Raw genomic sequence first — 14,326 nt, forward strand, 5'->3', positions numbered from 1 at the left:
TCGTGGCGCAGATGGCGCCCAACTTTGGAGCACTTGACGTATGGCTACGCCTCGCATGATTCCGGATCTCGATCCGTCCAAGCTCATGAACTACCGGGCCGCGCGGTCCCTTAAAACGCGTAACACCCGTATCGCCTTCATCGGTGACAGCACTGGCGCCGGCACCGAGACGGGCGGCACTACCGCCCAGGTTCTGCACTCGATCCCGATGCAGATGGCGGCGAAGCTCAGGGCGCGCGGGATCAATGCCGGCGCCAACAACCGCTTTGGCTGCGCCAGCGGCACCTTCTCGACGCTCCTCACGATGGACAGCCGCGTCACGTCAACCGGCGCATGGACGCAGGGCGCAACCCTTGTGCAGGGCGGTAACGCCTTTGCGTGTGCGGCTGCGGGATCAATGACGTTTGCGCCGCAGGACAACATCACCAAGTTTGACCTCTTCTATCGCGACGGCGCAGCAGGTCGAAACATCACCTACAACGTGGACGCGGGCGGCACGACGGCGCTGAACTCGTCGGGCACGACGCAGATCACCAAGACCAATATCAACGCTGGCACGTCGGGCGCGCACTCACTCACTCAGACCTGGGCGCTCGGCTCCATCACATCGATCGGTGTTGATGCCTACGACGACACGAACGGCCGGCGTGAGTTGTCCATCTGGAACTGGTCGATTGCCGGCGCAACGTCACTTCAGATGATTGATAATTCCGATACCGTGACAGGTCGGCTAGCGGAGATTTCTTCAGGAAAATCTTTGATGACGCCGGATTTAGCGATCATCAGAATGGGCATCAACGATTGGCGCACCTCGGTTTCGGTTGCGTCGATGGTCGCGAGCTAGACGACTCTGGTTAACGCGTTCCTGGCTAACGGCTGCGATGTGATCTTGGCCACGCCTCGGTTCGATGGCTCGAGCACGGGCCTCGCTGCTCAGCAGGAAGACTATGCGAACGCGATTCGCGCCCTCGGCCCGACGTTGGGTGTTCCAGTGCTGGACGCGCGGGCGTATTTCGGCTCCTACGCCATCGGCAACACGGCCGGCTGGTACAGCGACACGGTACATGGCGATACCGGCGGCGCCAGCTATGGCGAAGAGGCCGAATATTTCGTGCGGGCGTTGCTCACAGTATGAGCTAAGGCTCGACGATAATCCTCTCCGACCTCCGCGCTCGAGCGACCTCCATGGCCCGCTCCAGCGCCTTCTCATAGGTCCGTGGAGCGTCGCGGTGCGGGTGCCCCATGTGACGCGCTGCGGGCGCGGTGAGTCAATTTGACTCAGGAGCAACCCCTCTTCTGCAGTCGATCCGGGATTCACACCGCAGAGCTTCCGCTCAATAATTCCTGGGCCGTTGGGATCGGGGAGCTGGGAACGCTAAAATGCTTTGGATCGCCATCGTTGCAGGCGTGGCGCTACTCTCTGCCGCCGCCGCCCTGCATCGGCGTCGCCGTAAATTGAGGGAGGAGCAAGCCGCGTTCTCTGACATGGAGCAGGTCGTGGATGCTTCTTTGAAAAAGGAGGGAGGCCCGCCGGCATGATCGCCGACCAAGTTCGATAACCGGACCAGATGCGGTTGTCAGACCTCGAGCCGCGCTTCGCAAGGGCTGCGACAACCGCGGCGCGGCCGGGCTGATCATTACTGCAAGACTTTCGGCATCACTAAGACGATGTCGACGTGCTTCTTCAGCACCATCGATGCAATAGCAGCGATGTGTAGCGAAAATTCATCCTCGATCTTTGCTGCCTTCTCTTCGTCCTCGACGAAGGCATAGAGCATGGTGTCGTAAATTTCGTCGAAGTGGATGCCGACGAACAGGTGGTCAAAGACGTCAGCGCCGACGACGCCGGCCATGCGTGCCTGGATGGCCAGATCCTGAATGGTGGTGAGTTTCATGATGCTGGACAGATATGAGTCGACTGCTCGAAAGCAAGTGCGAATTCGGTAGTCCGAATAGCTCTGTGCGCAGCTCAAGGCCATCCAGATCGCAATCGACCAGTACGCGGAGGCCGCACTAGACAACCGAGGGTTCTTCCCAAACAAACCGCATAGCATCGGTTGAGCGGAGTTCTCCAACTGTTCGACGAGCGTTCTCGTTGACGGGGAAGATACAACCGGAATAGCGCGATTGCGGTTGTATCGAGGAACGCTGGACGTCACTTGTCCCAAGGCCTAGGCCGGGTGTGCGAAAGCCACCCGGCCCGGAAATAGGCCGCCGGCTCCCGGGTAACCAATTCCTGGCTAAAAAAATTCGTTCCCGGGTCTTGAAACTTTCCCCCATCTTCCAAATTCTGTCGGTGTCGTCGTATGACGATCGGGATGCCGTTCGGGTCCCGCCACTGAGACGGGCACCGGTCGTGTCCGGTGCCGCTCGTAACCATTTTGCTCCCAGGAGGATCTGGCTATGCGCACTGTTGATTTTTCGCCTCTGTTCCGGTCGGCCATCGGCTTCGACCGTCTTTTTGATCTCGCCGAAGCAGCCCAGCGCGCGGGCGAGGAGACCTACCCCCCCTACAACATCGAGCGTCTCGACGAAAACCGCTTCCAGATATCGGTCGCGCTCGCCGGCTTCACGCCGGAAGAGGTCGCGTTGACGGTGGAGCAGAACGTCCTGACGCTCGAAGGCCACAAGAGTGAGAAGGAAGGCAAGACCTTTCTGCATCGCGGCATCTCGGCCCGCAACTTCAAGCGCCAGTTCACGCTTGCCGACCACGTCGAGGTCAAGGGCGCCAGCTTCGAGAACGGCTTGCTTGTCATCGACCTGCAGCGGGAGATCCCCGAGGCGATGAAACCGCGACGCATCGCGATCAACGGCGCCGTGCCCAGCAACGTCACGCAGATCGAATCCAGGGCCGCCTGAGGCCATCCTGCAGATCAACGACCAGGCCGCGCGGGCCTTACCGCGCGGCTATCATATCAACTCGTCTTGGAAATGGAGGAAGCCATGCGGCCGACGACCGCTCTTCACGACAACGTTGTCGATCTCAACGCTATCATTCATCCCGGTACGGTTTTCGAACATCCTCGCGATGTGGTCTCTCACCCCACTTTGAGACTTTCCGAGAAGCGCGCCATCCTCGCATCGTGGGCATCAGACGCTTCCGCGATCGCGTCGTGCCCGTCCCTGCGGGCGCCCAAGGGGCTGAAGGCCCCGGTCACGATCGACGAGATTCTGGAAGCAATCTGCGCGCTGGATGGCGGTCCCCCGAATCCGCCCGGCGGCAAGCCGATGCGTTTGCGGCCGGTCGAGCGGGCAGCGGCCTAGGAGACGATGGGGAGCGACGAAGATGCTCGATGAGAACCTTGCCCGTATCCGTGCGCACCGCAACAACATCCACCGTTATCGGCGGCTCACCAGGACGAAGCTGTCGGACCTCGAACGCCAGTTCGTCGATCGGCGTCTTTCCGAAGAGCAGGCGGCCCTCGAGGCGCTGACCTCCAAAACTTTCCCTGTGGCTTTTACTCTACACAAAGGGCCGCTCGCGCCAGCAAGCGTGAGGGCGCCGTCATGAGCGAGGTCCAGGCCCTGCTGATCCGCGGCAGCGAGAAGGTCATCGCGCACTATCGCCTGCTGCTGGAAAGCGGGACGACAGAGCGGGAACGCGAGCTCTACCTTGGCCGTATCGAGAGAGAGCAGCGCCTCCTCAACCAGCTTTGCGGCGGCTTTTCGAACAGGAACGCGGCGTGACTTCCCCAGACGAGGCGGATCGATTTGCGGGCTTCGATATCGTTCTGAAGCGGCGCGGACGGGGGCGATGGAAGTGGATCGTCTGCGCCGCCGGAGGCGAAGCTGTCATGTCCGGCTCGGAGTGCACTCGCGAGGGCGCCCGATACAAGGCCGAGCGCGCTCTCTTTCTTCTGCTTTGCGCAAGCGCTTCGCGGGCTGCATCCGGGGGAGAGGGGCGAGCTGCGGGCTAGCAACATCCGAGGATTGGGTCGTCCGCGATCGTTGGTGCGGCGTAGACTGGGTCGACGAGTTTGCGCGCTGTCGCTTGTGGGTCTGCCAAGGGGCGGTCGGCGACAAAGTTCGACACGTTAACGGTCCTCTGATGGATGCACCCATTTGTAAGGCGTGATTTGGCGGGTCTCTGTCAACTTGATCATTCGAGCCTTCGGCGCATATCGGGGAGTGCGGCACGACCGGCACCTCAGAGAAGCCTCAAGCTTCCATATCGGCGTATCTTTAGGCCGGCGAATTGCGTCGAGGGGCAGGCTTGCGCGTGTCTTGCAGCGAGCGCATTCAACCTCTAACCAAGCAAGCCCGCCATTGAGGCACTGGCCGATTGTGGGTGAGGGCTGGGCGGGGCCGCCGTAGCCTTCTATGCGGACCGACCATGCCTCAGCTTCCGCGCGGTCCGCCTCGCGAACGGCCTCTTGAGCACGCTCGCGAGCCCCTTGGGCGCTGATCTTTGCGCCCATGATGCGACCGCCCCAGATGACCTCTCGCGACTTCGTGCTCATTTCAGCACTAAGACCGCGCTCGACATCATTGGCAAATTGTCGATTCCTAGTAGCCCGGAACGCGCGAGGGCTACCACGCGTCGTGGATGTGGAAAAGCTCAAAGGACCGCGCGTCACACGCTAGCTATGAGGGGAGGTTCAGTTAGCCGGGCGAGGCCCAATTTCCCGCTCTGCGACGGCCGAGGCGGTAACTACTGGGGCGCACCGGCTCACGCTGGCGGGCCAATCACTGCCCGCCGAATTTCTACGATGATTCTCCCTCTACAAAGAGTTGCATCAGATTGACCCATCAACCGATTTGTTCTGAAATGCGGCGCTTCTTAAAATCCGTGGAGACCAAGAATGCATTTCAAGCGTTTCGCTCACTTTGCCGTTTTCGCCGCACTCGCTCTGCCGGCTGTGGCTCAAGCTCAAGCTGGACCCGTCCGTTATGGCGCATACTATGACGAAACAATCAGTGGCTCGTGTTCCAGTGCTGCTGTCAGCTGCGCGGGATCTTTCTCTGCATTGCCGTCAGACAAGATGACGACCATACAAAGAATCCACTGCAATTTTACCAGTAACGTACCAATGGCCCGGGCGCGCTTTGGCGTGTCGACAACGAGCGGCGGAGCCGCTCTTCCTCGCGAGATTGCCCTCCCGCTATCTATTGCCAATACGATGCATATCAACGGAAGTTGGTATGCTGCCACCGACACTGATACTCAGTGGCTTGTGGGCCAAGGTCGGTTTCCGTTCGCCGAAATCTTCACCAACCAGTCTTCCGTATCCGGTTTTACCTGCACTCTGATCGGTACGCTAAGCGATCCTATTCCGGGCCAATAGTTCATCAGATCCGGGGCCGTCTCAGTTGGCGGCCTCTGGTCATTGATCTCGCTTCAGCAGGCTCGGAGAACTCGACCTCGACCGCCCTCGCCCGCGCTTCTGCGTCACGCTGGCGCTTCCACTCTTCGTGCCAGGCCTTCGCGGGCCGCGGTTCTCTCTGCCTTAATCATGCCGCCATCGAAATGCGGCGATGGCGAGAGTCAAGTCGTCGACTACCGGTGGGTCTGAACGCGTGCGAGCCACTGCGGCTAGGGCATGGGGATAAATTTACCTGTAAGCGCCATAATGATATTCCGAAATTTCGCTTGCTCCGTCGGGCAAAACAGGAGTTTATAGGGTGCTGGTCGAACAAGGAGCCAGCCCGTGTCGAATGAAGTCGAGACGTCCGAGTTATCGAAGATCGCCAAGCTCAACGGAGATTTTAGGAGGAACTACGGCCTGCTGCTCGGCGCGTTTCTCTACCTACGTTCAATCAGTGCCGCACGTGGCCGCTCCTTCCTGTGGTCGGTCGTAATTTCGATGTTGTGTTCCGGCGCGATTGCTTGGCTGGGGAAGGTCGCGTCGACTGCTTTACGCGTCGAATGATAGCACGCACTAGTCCAACTGACGTATCGAACTGCCGAATGCCGCGACGCATGCGAGCTCTCTCCGAGAACTTTATGGTACGTCCGCTCGTGCCTTCCGTAGGAAGCAGTACGTAGTCAAGCAGAGTTGCGCTTTCGGTAAGTCGGATGGCGGCAACCCAACCATCTGGAAGTCGGTATCGTTGGACTATCCAACAGTTCAGATGGGTCGCCTTCATTCCGGCATGCCACCGAGCTATCCGAAACGAAATACAGCCCGCTCCAGCGACGTGCAGACAGTCAATCGAGCGCCGAAAGCGAATACCGGAAGTTTTGAGTTTCGCGGCCACTTTCCCGGCAAGCTCAGCTTTCTGTTCAGCCCACGCTTCCCGAGAATCTATATATTCGCAATTGCGTTTGGACGTGTAGCCGATCAGCCGGTAGGCGTTTCTTATACTCCCAAAATGCACTCGATAGGTGTGATAGGCTGGGAGGCCGGCAATTCGATCGATGATCTTCGGACTGAGCCGGCCTTCCTTCATCCATGCTTGCCGCAATCGAGTTAGCATTTCCTCGTCCGTAAGGAGGTCAACTCGGCGGTTCTTTATGATGGCATTCGCTTTTAGAAACACGTTGAGATGCACAATTGGCTCTATGCATCCTTCGCCTCTGACCCATAGCTCCGGCGGGTTCGGTACGTTTCTCGTGTGTAGTCTTTGCGCCCTGCGATTGTAGACGATGTTCCCCACGTAGTTCTCATTTTTGAGTATCCTGGTAACCGTATAGCGAGACCATGATTTGCCCGCTGGCGGTGGAATTTTTCCTTGGTTTAGTTCTTTTGCAATTGCAGTTTCAGACTCCACCTGAATGAACCGCTCAAATATCCATCGTACTATCGCTATCTCAGTTTCGTCGCCGGGTCGCAGCCGGATATGGTCGCTGGAAAGAAATTTGTGCTCTCCACGCTTAAGAAACCCCTTTGACTGCAAATTCTTATCAACCAGCTCACGTCGAAGTGCGTAGCCGGTTAGACCGCCCGGCGCGTAACCGTTGCGGACAAGTCGGCACGAGCCTTCATGCACCTTGACTGACAATTCCCGACTGAACTCAGCTGCCATGACCCTCTTAAGATTCTTCACTATGCTCGACAGCATGCTACCGTCATTGTCGAATTGCTCCGCGCAATACGCAACTTTGATACCGGCTTGCCTGCAGATGAACTCGTAGTGCGCGCTCTCATCCATGTCCTGAAAGCGTCCCCACCGGCTGATGTCGTAGACCAGAATGTGGCCGAAGTCGGTGTTCCGACGCTGCACGTCTTCGATCAGACGCCGCAGCCCGGCTCTGTTTTTGATCCTGAGGCCGCTTTCGCCTTCATCGGCGTATGTTCGCACAATCGTTAGGTTATGCGCATGGGCGTAAGCGGCAATCACCGCAGCTTGATTCTGAATTGAGTACTGCTGCTTGTCCGTCGACATGCGAACGTATTGAGCGGCTCGACACATCGTTTGAGCCGACGGAAGGCTGGACTTTCGAACGATGAGTTCGTTGTCCATACGGGCCTCGCAAGGCTGCGCCCACCTCAGCATCAAACGCCGCATTCGAGCCATGAGCAAGGCGCAATATCTGGGGCGACAAGGAAACCGCTTCCGGCGGAGGGGCAACGACAGGAAATGGCCAGGCGCGGCCCTAAGGGGCCGGCGGCTTTTTCGATTGGTGGGCCTGGTCCATTAACGATCGGATTGTTGCACCGCTGTTTGCGGCGCTCTCGGCGCCAGCGGCAACCCTTTCTGGAGTGCACTTAGTTGATGGGGGATTTCCGCATTGACGCGCGAGCGACTCCCAACCGACGCATTTACCAGCCTGATTGCGATAGCCTGGACCACCATTGTCACCGCAGGCGCCGAAGGAAGACTGCCCCCCGCAAACGGTTGCCAGAGCTAGGACCAAAGCAAATGCAGGAAGGCGAGGCATTCTGCTATCGTGTTGGCAGCAGGAACCCCGCCATCCTGGCTTGATGTCGGTCGGAACGCGCTGGCCCAAACTCAGTACCGCGGCGTTCGGTGGCCGGTTGAGCCCGTGTAGGGATTCACATTGCCGCTGGCGCCGAAGTTGTCCCGCTGAGTACTGTTCGGGTTGGTGGCGACGTACGGCGCGACATAGGTGCCATTGCTGCGAGTGTAGCCTGACGAAGTATGCGTGCTCGGATTTGAGCCGGTTCCGCTGAGGTATTGCGCCTGGGCGGTGGTCGCGGCGAGTACGAGCAAACACGCAAATGCGATGGTCTTCATTCCTGTTCCCCCCAATGGTTTTATCAAACGCGTGATGCAACCACGGCTCACATCGCGGTGTCGAGTCAGACCAAAGGATGCCAGACCAGCGTACCGATCGATGACCGTCATCAATCTCAGTACTAGAGGCCTGGCCCCCGATGGGCGGCTAGCCGGGCTTGTCGGAAATTTCCGACCCTTTATCCGTTGCCTAACTGAGGGACATGCGGAAGCATGAGCGCTCGCTAATTCAGGGCGCGCTGCATGGGCCTTTCTATCCGCTTTTATCTGTTCGCCGAGGATGGGCTTCAGAGCATCTCGCAACGCGTGATGATGGGTCTGATCCGCGGTAAAGACGCCATGCCGCAGTACGCTAGCACGAAGCAGAAGGTTGCTGACGTTATCCTTGAGAACGAAGGCAAGAAGCCGGTTCGAATCGAGAGAGCGCAGGGAAGTTTCCTGACGTTCGATGAGAAGGGCCAAGTGCACAAGGACCTCGTCGCCTCGGGTTTCGCGGCGCTAGAGACGGGAATGGCGCTTGAAGAGGCTCTCAAGAAGCCGCAGACGAAAATCGTTGATCTCACTCCTAAGCTCAATCGCGAGAAGTGGGAGCGAGAGAACCGCTGGACGCTTTCCAAGGAGGATATGGACGCCATTGCGGACGACATATGGCGGCGTAAGCGTGCCGGTCAGCCCAAGGTCGAGCGAGCCAAAGGAGCTGCTCCCAGGCCTCCCAAAATCACGTGGGAGGCAGAGGACGCACTCAAAGAGATCGGCAACAACCTTATGACCATCGACAACAAGCTCAGATGGCTCAGCGAACCAGCGCTTAAGGGGGTCGCTTACAAGGCTAGAGAGAATGCCAAGATCGAAGCCGACGAGGCGATGTGGCTGGGTGTTGCTGAAGCGGCGGATCGCTGCCGCGAGATACTTGTCCGGAGGCGCACGGGTAGCGGCGCTTGGTACGCGGTCGTTCAGATTTTGCGGTGGGATGCAGTCCGACGGACGGGCGAAACTGTGGCTTCCTTCCACGAGCGACACAATTCAATGGCGGAAGCAGAGGAGGCCGTCCGGCGAATGCTGGCGGAGCATGCGAAGCACTTCCACAGCGATATGTCGGTGGAAGCAGAGGTGTTGTGCGAGCTGGAATGGGACCAAGATCGCGAAGCAAGGCTGCTGTGACCAGCTAGAACATGGCCAGAACAGATTCCCCGCTCTTTCCCCGCATGTTGCTGCTTAGTTCTGCCTTTTCGTGCCTTTACCTGCCGAATAGGTCTGAGGTCGAATTTTCAGAAAGCGCTGCGTTTTCAGGGGTTTTAATGGTGGGCGCACAAGGGATCGAACCTTGGACCTCTCCCGTGTGAAGGGAACGCTCTCCCGCTGAGCTATGCGCCCGGGACCATCATGCAGGCGGCCGGACTTTCGGCCGGCCGGTGCATTGGAGCCCGCGATTTAGAAGTGCGGGCCCGAGGTGTCAAGTTTCGAGGTGGCTTGCAGGGCGAAAACCTTGGGCCAATCAGGCAATCCGGCCGCGAGGCCGTGTTTCGGGCCGCTTACGCGCCCTGCTGGCGGGCGCGGGAGGCGTGGGCCTGGAGCGCGCGGATGCGCTCGGCGAGTGTTCCACCGCCCTCGGGCAGGCTCGGGGTGCCATTGCTCGCGGCATCGTTGGCCGGGCGCGGCGCCGGCTTCGGCGGCTGGCCGGCTTCGGCCGTAAGCAAGGCCTCGATCGGCGAATTGGGGCCCTCGAGCTGCATCGCGAGCTTTGCCACCTCGGCGGCGATGTCGTTGATGCGCTCGCGCAGCAGCGCGTTCTCCATCCGCTCGGTCGCCCAGGAGCTTTCCGCCTGCTGCTGGATCGCATTGATGTCGCGCTGAAGCTTTGCGCGCTCGTCGCGGGCGGTGCCGAGCTGTTCCTCCAGCGCGGCCTTTTCGGCGCGGATCGTCTCGAAGGCCGCCGAGGACTTGCCGCCGCTCAGGGCGGCGATCTCGACGCGCAGCTCCTTGATGGTGCGCTCGGAGCCTTCATTGGCCTGGCGAAGCTGGTTGTTCTCATAGTCGCGCTCGGCCAGCAGCTTGCCTTGCGTCGAGAGGCGTCCCTCGAGGTCGGCGACGCGGCCCGAGAGCATCTCGGCCTCCTTGACCTGCACGATGAGCTGGCGGTCGAGATCGGTGACGCGCTGGCTCAGATTCTCGACGCGGCCGCGGGCATCGCCGAGCTCGCGCGAGGCGGTCTCGGATTCGCTGCGCTCCTGCGTCAGCCGTGCCTGAGTTGCGGCAAATTCCTTCTCGGCGTCGCCGACGCGGTTCTTCAGTTCCTCGATCTGCGCGCGCACCGCGACCAATTCGACCTGGCGGGTCTCCGCCATCATCGAGCGGTCGGACAGTTCGGAGTTGATCTTGGCGAGCTCGCCCTGCTTGTTGCTCAGCGCAATCTCGGCCTCGCGCAAGGCTGCGGTCTTGGCGCTGAATTCCTCCTCGGTGGCGCGGAGCTGCTCCTTCACCGCCTTCTCGCGCGCCTCCAGCGCGAAGATCGTGGCGTTCTTCTCGCCGAGCTCGATCTTCATGCGGTTGATGGCGTCGCTCTTCTTGCCGAGCTCGGCGAGCTGGCTCGTGGTCTTGTTCTTGAGCTGCTCGACGCTCATTTCGAGCCGGCGTGCGGACATGGCGAATTCGGCGCGGAGCTGGTCCTTGTCGGCCTGGATCTCGGCCATCGACAGCGGGGTGGCGGCCTCGAGCCGGCGCGTGGTCAGGCGGACCGCGCGATTATGCACCAGCGGCACGATGGCAAGCCCGCACAGCATCGAAAGCAGGAAGCCGATCGCCAGGTACATGATCGGTTCGACCATGGGCCGGAACTCCGAGAGCTAAGGAAAAATTTACCAACGACAATGCATGGCGGGCCGGCAAAAAGCCAGCCCCGCCCTGTTGTTAACGTGAATCCTGAACTTGTTCGGGGACGACGTTCTAGAATGGGTTCCAGGTCGCGCGCGGCGTGAACTTGAGGTAGCCGATGTTGGCACCCAGCCGCAGGCCGAGGCCCGAGCGGATCGGCACCAGCACGATGTTGTTGGCGGTGAGCGCCGTCATGCCGAAGCCGCCGATGATATAGGCCGAGCCGTCGATGCCGGCGAAGCGCTGGTAGATCGCGTTGGTGGCGGGCAGGTTATAGACCAGCGTCATGGTGCGCGCGCCGTCGCCGCCCCAGTCGAAGCCGAGCGAGGGACCCTGCCAGTAGACGCGCAGGTCGCCGGCGTTCTTGGTGTAGAGCGTGCCTTCGCCGTAGCGCAGGCCCGCGACGAAGGCGCCGGAGCCTTCCTCGCCGAGGATATAGCCGTTCGGCAGGCCCCATTGGCTGACCGCCTTCTCGATGATCGAGGCGAGCCCGCGCGAGACGTTGCCGAAGAAACGGTGACCGGCGGTCACGAGCTCGTCCGGCCCGTAGGTGTTGGGCGTCGGGGTCCGCTGCGGCGGCGGCAGATTGGGCGGCGGCGCCTGCTGGGCCGACACCGGCACGATCCAGCCCACCATCGCGGCAAGCGCGACCGCAGCAAGGCGTGATGCGAAAGTCATAAAAGAACCCCTGGTACCGATCCCGGTCGCTTCCTTAACCTGACGCCAACAGGCGCGGCTCTAGGTTGCGCCGGATGTCCCCTCGACTCGGATGTTATCCGCAGCAACTATGACGGCACAACGGCAGGAAGATAGCCCCTTGCGCCCCGGAATTGCCTTGATCGGCCGCCGCGCCTGCTTGCTGGCGGGCATCTGGCTGGCCTGCTCCTGGTTGCCGGCAGGGGCTGCCACCACCGAGCGGATCGTCGTCAATCGTTTCTCCGGCGTCGCCATCGAGGGGTTCGACCCCGTGGCCTATTTCGTCGACGGCGCGGCGATGCAGGGGACGGCCGAGTTCGAGGCCAACCTCTGGGGCGCGGTCTGGCGCTTCCGCAACGAGGGCAACCGGGCCTCTTTCCTGGCCCACCCCGAAATCTATGGTCCGCAATATGGCGGCTATGACCCCGCCGACATCGCCCGGGGCGTCACCGTGGCCGGCAACCCCCGTTTCTACGTGATCGCGGCGCAGCGGCTCTATCTGTTCAGCCGCGAAGACAACCGCGACGCCTTCGCCGCCAATCCGGAGCGCTTCCTCTATGAGGTCGGAAAGCGCTGGCCGGCGCTGCAGCAGCAGCTCAGTCAGTAGCAGCCTACCGCCTGCTGCGGGTCGCCCCAGGCGACGAACGCCGGGATGATGAAGCCGGTGTCCTGGCGGTGGCCGAAGAGGATGTCATTGCCCTTGTCGTCGGTCACCCTGCCGCCGGCCGCGGTCACGACCGCGCAGCCCGCCCCGACATCCCATTCGCAGGTGGGCCCGAAGCGGGGATAGATGTCGGCGCTGCCTTCGGCGATCCGGCCGAACTTGACCGCCGAGCCGCAGGTCTTTCTGACCGCATTGGGCCGGCTGTCGATGAACGCCTCGCTCTTGGGATCGCCATGCGAACGGCTCACCGCCGCGACCCAGGGCTCGCCCGGCTTCGGCAGCGAGCGGGTGCGGATCGGCTCGGCCGCACCGATGGTGGTGCCATCGAACCTCACGCGCTCGGCGCCGCGGCCGACGATGCCGCGCCAGAGCAGCCCGAGCGCGGGCGCGCTGACGATGCCGAGCAGCGGCACGCCCCGGGTGATCAGGGCGAGATTGACGGTGAACTCGTCTCGGCCGGCGACGAACTCCTTGGTGCCGTCGAGCGGATCGATCAGGAAGAAGCTGCCGCGAAACGGCGCCGTGGCGTGCTGGGTCCGCTCTTCCGAGAGCGTCGGCACGTCGGCCGCGAGCTGCGCCAGGCCGTCGGCGAGAATGTGGTCGGCGGCGAGGTCAGCCTCGGTCACCGGCGAGCCGTCCTGCTTGCCGTCGACCCGCATCGCCCCGCGGTTGACCGCAAGGATCGCTTCGCCTGCCTTGACCACCAGTGCGGTGAGCGGCTCCATCAATCGGGATGCGGCCTCGGCCTCGATGATCCTCACCTGCATGCCTCATTCATCGGCAATTCTCGTCCCTCGGTTGATTCGCCCCGATCGCTTCGACCGGGGCTTTATGGCCGCTTCGAAACCTATCGCAAGCTAGCTGCCACAGGCTGGCGAATGTTAGAACCGGCAGCATCCGTCAAGCATGCGTGATTCGCGGCGTCCAGTGCCGTGCAATTCCAGGAACCCGCCAGGACCCCTTTATATGTCTGACGCCTCGTCGCCCGCGACCGCTACCGCTCCCGATATGCTCGAACTCGCCGCGCTGCTGTGCTCGCGGGTCTGCCACGATCTCATCAGCCCCGTCGGCGCCATCGTCAACGGGCTCGAAGTGCTCGACGACGATCCCAAGCCGGAAGACCGCGAATTCGCGCTCGACCTGATTCGCAAGAGCGCCAAGACGGCCTCCGCCCGTCTCCAGTTCTGCCGTCTCGCCTTCGGCGCGGCCGGCTCCTCCGGCGCCCAGATCGATCTCGGCGATGCCCACACCATGGCGAAGGGCCATATCGAGGACGGCAAGTGCTCGATCACGTGGAATTTGCCGCGGCTGCTGCTGCCGAAGAATCGCGTCAAGCTGCTGCTCAACATGCTGGTCGTCGCCCAGCACACGATTCCGCGCGGCGGCATGCTGACGATCGATCCGATCGGCGAGGGCGAGACGATGAGCTTCCGCATCACCGCGACCGGACACAATGCGCGCCTGCCGCAGAACATCTCCGAGCTCTTGAGCGGTGAGCGCGGGCCGGCTGCGGATGCGCACGCGATCCAGCCTTATTATACGCGGCTGCTGGCGCAGGCCTGCGGGCTGACGGTGACGCTCAAGCCCGAGGGCGAAGCCATCATCGTTACCGCTTCGTAAACGCGCCCGCCGCGCTCAAACGTTAATCGATTCTTTACGAGGCGCTTCGGCTTGTCCGGAGCGCCTTATCTCTTTGTTGGTTCCGTTCTTTTGCACATACTCAACCATTATTAAACGCTTTGCGGTGAAGCTGGCCTCATTCCGAAATGGCGCGTCGCAATTCGTGCGCGTCCTCCCTGTATGAAGGCCTGTTTTCATGGATGATCTGTTGCGGGAGTTTCTGACGGAGACCAGCGAGAGCCTGGACACCGTCGACAATCAGCTGGTGAAGTTCGAGCAGGAGCCGAACAACGCCAAGATTCTCGATAACATCTTCCGCCTGGTCCACACCATCAA

General features: G+C 61.2%; 18 protein-coding genes and 1 tRNA gene. 11 read left to right on the forward strand and 8 right to left on the reverse strand.

What is annotated here, in order from left to right; genetic code table 11:
• The first annotated feature begins 55 nt into the window (after positions 1–55).
• The 3 genes from VGR99_RS38265 (at position 56) to VGR99_RS38275 (ending at position 1,539) form a co-directional block, all read left to right on the forward strand.
• Entirely contained in the window at positions 56–844 is a 789-nt protein-coding gene (locus VGR99_RS38265; RefSeq protein WP_326905119.1) for a hypothetical protein, read from the forward strand.
• A 45-nt stretch (positions 845–889) separates the two neighbouring features.
• A complete protein-coding gene (locus VGR99_RS38270) occupies positions 890–1,135 on the forward strand; it encodes a hypothetical protein (RefSeq protein WP_326905120.1) in 246 nt (81 codons plus the stop codon).
• A 245-nt stretch (positions 1,136–1,380) separates the two neighbouring features.
• Complete coding sequence (locus VGR99_RS38275; RefSeq protein ID WP_326905121.1) at positions 1,381–1,539, forward strand: LPXTG cell wall anchor domain-containing protein; 159 nt, start codon at positions 1,381–1,383, stop codon at positions 1,537–1,539.
• A gap of 98 nt (positions 1,540–1,637) precedes the next feature.
• Here VGR99_RS38275 and VGR99_RS38280 read toward each other — a convergent pair whose 3' ends face one another.
• Complete coding sequence (locus VGR99_RS38280) at positions 1,638–1,895, reverse strand: hypothetical protein (protein WP_326905122.1); 258 nt, start codon at positions 1,893–1,895, stop codon at positions 1,638–1,640.
• Positions 1,896–2,403: 508 nt separating this feature from the next.
• Between VGR99_RS38280 and VGR99_RS38285 the strand changes: the two genes are divergently transcribed.
• The 4 genes from VGR99_RS38285 to VGR99_RS38300 all read left to right on the forward strand — a co-directional run bounded on the left by VGR99_RS38285 (position 2,404) and on the right by VGR99_RS38300 (position 3,687).
• Complete coding sequence (locus tag VGR99_RS38285; protein ID WP_326905123.1) at positions 2,404–2,859, forward strand: Hsp20 family protein; 456 nt, start codon at positions 2,404–2,406, stop codon at positions 2,857–2,859.
• 84 nt (positions 2,860–2,943) lie between these two features.
• Entirely contained in the window at positions 2,944–3,264 is a 321-nt protein-coding gene (locus tag VGR99_RS38290) for a hypothetical protein (protein ID WP_326905124.1), read from the forward strand.
• 22 nt (positions 3,265–3,286) lie between these two features.
• Positions 3,287–3,511: a hypothetical protein gene (locus tag VGR99_RS38295; protein ID WP_326905125.1), complete on the forward strand. Its 225-nt coding sequence runs from the start codon at positions 3,287–3,289 to the stop codon at positions 3,509–3,511.
• A complete protein-coding gene (locus VGR99_RS38300) occupies positions 3,508–3,687 on the forward strand; it encodes a hypothetical protein (RefSeq protein WP_326905126.1) in 180 nt (59 codons plus the stop codon). The genes VGR99_RS38295 and VGR99_RS38300 overlap by 4 nt, the downstream gene beginning before the upstream one ends.
• Before the next feature lie 347 nt (positions 3,688–4,034).
• Here VGR99_RS38300 and VGR99_RS38305 read toward each other — a convergent pair whose 3' ends face one another.
• Positions 4,035–4,460, reverse strand: a complete 426-nt coding sequence (locus tag VGR99_RS38305; protein WP_326905127.1) for a hypothetical protein — start codon at positions 4,458–4,460, stop codon at positions 4,035–4,037.
• Positions 4,461–4,802: 342 nt separating this feature from the next.
• Between VGR99_RS38305 and VGR99_RS38310 the strand changes: the two genes are divergently transcribed.
• Complete coding sequence (locus tag VGR99_RS38310; RefSeq protein WP_326905128.1) at positions 4,803–5,285, forward strand: hypothetical protein; 483 nt, start codon at positions 4,803–4,805, stop codon at positions 5,283–5,285.
• A 472-nt stretch (positions 5,286–5,757) separates the two neighbouring features.
• On the opposite strand, the gene VGR99_RS38315 is transcribed toward VGR99_RS38310, so the two are convergent.
• Both VGR99_RS38315 and VGR99_RS38320 read right to left on the reverse strand, forming a co-directional pair.
• Positions 5,758–7,404, reverse strand: coding sequence for a recombinase family protein (locus VGR99_RS38315; RefSeq protein WP_326905129.1), 1,647 nt, complete (start codon positions 7,402–7,404; stop codon positions 5,758–5,760).
• 489 nt (positions 7,405–7,893) lie between these two features.
• Entirely contained in the window at positions 7,894–8,139 is a 246-nt protein-coding gene (locus tag VGR99_RS38320; RefSeq protein ID WP_326905130.1) for a hypothetical protein, read from the reverse strand.
• 243 nt (positions 8,140–8,382) lie between these two features.
• Here VGR99_RS38320 and VGR99_RS38325 point away from each other — a divergent pair, with 243 nt between their 5' ends.
• Positions 8,383–9,300, forward strand: a complete 918-nt coding sequence (locus VGR99_RS38325; RefSeq protein WP_326905131.1) for a hypothetical protein — start codon at positions 8,383–8,385, stop codon at positions 9,298–9,300.
• Positions 9,301–9,438: 138 nt separating this feature from the next.
• Here the strand turns inward: VGR99_RS38325 and VGR99_RS38330 are convergent.
• From VGR99_RS38330 to VGR99_RS38340, 3 genes are all read right to left on the reverse strand, one after another.
• Positions 9,439–9,513, reverse strand: a tRNA-Val gene (locus VGR99_RS38330).
• 158 nt (positions 9,514–9,671) lie between these two features.
• Complete coding sequence (locus VGR99_RS38335; RefSeq protein ID WP_326905132.1) at positions 9,672–10,964, reverse strand: hypothetical protein; 1,293 nt, start codon at positions 10,962–10,964, stop codon at positions 9,672–9,674.
• Positions 10,965–11,082: 118 nt separating this feature from the next.
• On the reverse strand, positions 11,083–11,688 hold the full coding sequence (locus VGR99_RS38340) for a DUF1134 domain-containing protein (RefSeq protein WP_326905133.1): 606 nt from the start codon (positions 11,686–11,688) through the stop codon (positions 11,083–11,085).
• Positions 11,689–11,827: 139 nt separating this feature from the next.
• Here VGR99_RS38340 and VGR99_RS38345 point away from each other — a divergent pair, with 139 nt between their 5' ends.
• On the forward strand, positions 11,828–12,313 hold the full coding sequence (locus VGR99_RS38345) for a YHS domain-containing (seleno)protein (RefSeq protein ID WP_326905134.1): 486 nt from the start codon (positions 11,828–11,830) through the stop codon (positions 12,311–12,313).
• Here the strand turns inward: VGR99_RS38345 and VGR99_RS38350 are convergent.
• A complete protein-coding gene (locus VGR99_RS38350) occupies positions 12,307–13,137 on the reverse strand; it encodes a 3'(2'),5'-bisphosphate nucleotidase CysQ (protein ID WP_326905135.1) in 831 nt (276 codons plus the stop codon). The two genes, VGR99_RS38345 and VGR99_RS38350, sit on opposite strands and share 7 nt — an antisense overlap.
• A gap of 199 nt (positions 13,138–13,336) precedes the next feature.
• Between VGR99_RS38350 and chpT the strand changes: the two genes are divergently transcribed.
• On the forward strand, positions 13,337–13,990 hold the full coding sequence (chpT, locus tag VGR99_RS38355; protein ID WP_326905136.1) for a histidine phosphotransferase ChpT: 654 nt from the start codon (positions 13,337–13,339) through the stop codon (positions 13,988–13,990).
• The last annotated feature ends 336 nt before the right edge of the window (positions 13,991–14,326 follow it).

Source organism: Bradyrhizobium sp. (genome assembly GCF_035935975.1).
Lineage (GTDB): Bacteria > Pseudomonadota > Alphaproteobacteria > Rhizobiales > Xanthobacteraceae > Bradyrhizobium.

Excerpts from the sequence above, each read along its gene's own strand:
- VGR99_RS38265 (WP_326905119.1), top strand. The coding sequence starts at position 56 with ATGATTCCGGATCTCGATCCGTCCAAGCTCATGAACTACCGGGCCGCG.
- VGR99_RS38275 (WP_326905121.1), top strand. The coding sequence starts at position 1,381 with ATGCTTTGGATCGCCATCGTTGCAGGCGTGGCGCTACTCTCTGCCGCC.
- VGR99_RS38280 (WP_326905122.1), bottom strand. The coding sequence starts at position 1,895 with ATGAAACTCACCACCATTCAGGATCTGGCCATCCAGGCACGCATGGCC.
- VGR99_RS38285 (WP_326905123.1), top strand. The coding sequence starts at position 2,404 with ATGCGCACTGTTGATTTTTCGCCTCTGTTCCGGTCGGCCATCGGCTTC.
- VGR99_RS38290 (WP_326905124.1), top strand. The coding sequence starts at position 2,944 with ATGCGGCCGACGACCGCTCTTCACGACAACGTTGTCGATCTCAACGCT.
- VGR99_RS38295 (WP_326905125.1), top strand. The coding sequence starts at position 3,287 with ATGCTCGATGAGAACCTTGCCCGTATCCGTGCGCACCGCAACAACATC.
- VGR99_RS38300 (WP_326905126.1), top strand. The coding sequence starts at position 3,508 with ATGAGCGAGGTCCAGGCCCTGCTGATCCGCGGCAGCGAGAAGGTCATC.
- VGR99_RS38305 (WP_326905127.1), bottom strand. The coding sequence starts at position 4,460 with ATGAGCACGAAGTCGCGAGAGGTCATCTGGGGCGGTCGCATCATGGGC.
- VGR99_RS38310 (WP_326905128.1), top strand. The coding sequence starts at position 4,803 with ATGCATTTCAAGCGTTTCGCTCACTTTGCCGTTTTCGCCGCACTCGCT.
- VGR99_RS38315 (WP_326905129.1), bottom strand. The coding sequence starts at position 7,404 with ATGGACAACGAACTCATCGTTCGAAAGTCCAGCCTTCCGTCGGCTCAA.
- VGR99_RS38320 (WP_326905130.1), bottom strand. The coding sequence starts at position 8,139 with ATGAAGACCATCGCATTTGCGTGTTTGCTCGTACTCGCCGCGACCACC.
- VGR99_RS38325 (WP_326905131.1), top strand. The coding sequence starts at position 8,383 with ATGGGCCTTTCTATCCGCTTTTATCTGTTCGCCGAGGATGGGCTTCAG.
- VGR99_RS38335 (WP_326905132.1), bottom strand. The coding sequence starts at position 10,964 with ATGGTCGAACCGATCATGTACCTGGCGATCGGCTTCCTGCTTTCGATG.
- VGR99_RS38340 (WP_326905133.1), bottom strand. The coding sequence starts at position 11,688 with ATGACTTTCGCATCACGCCTTGCTGCGGTCGCGCTTGCCGCGATGGTG.
- VGR99_RS38350 (WP_326905135.1), bottom strand. The coding sequence starts at position 13,137 with ATGCAGGTGAGGATCATCGAGGCCGAGGCCGCATCCCGATTGATGGAG.
- chpT (WP_326905136.1), top strand. The coding sequence starts at position 13,337 with ATGTCTGACGCCTCGTCGCCCGCGACCGCTACCGCTCCCGATATGCTC.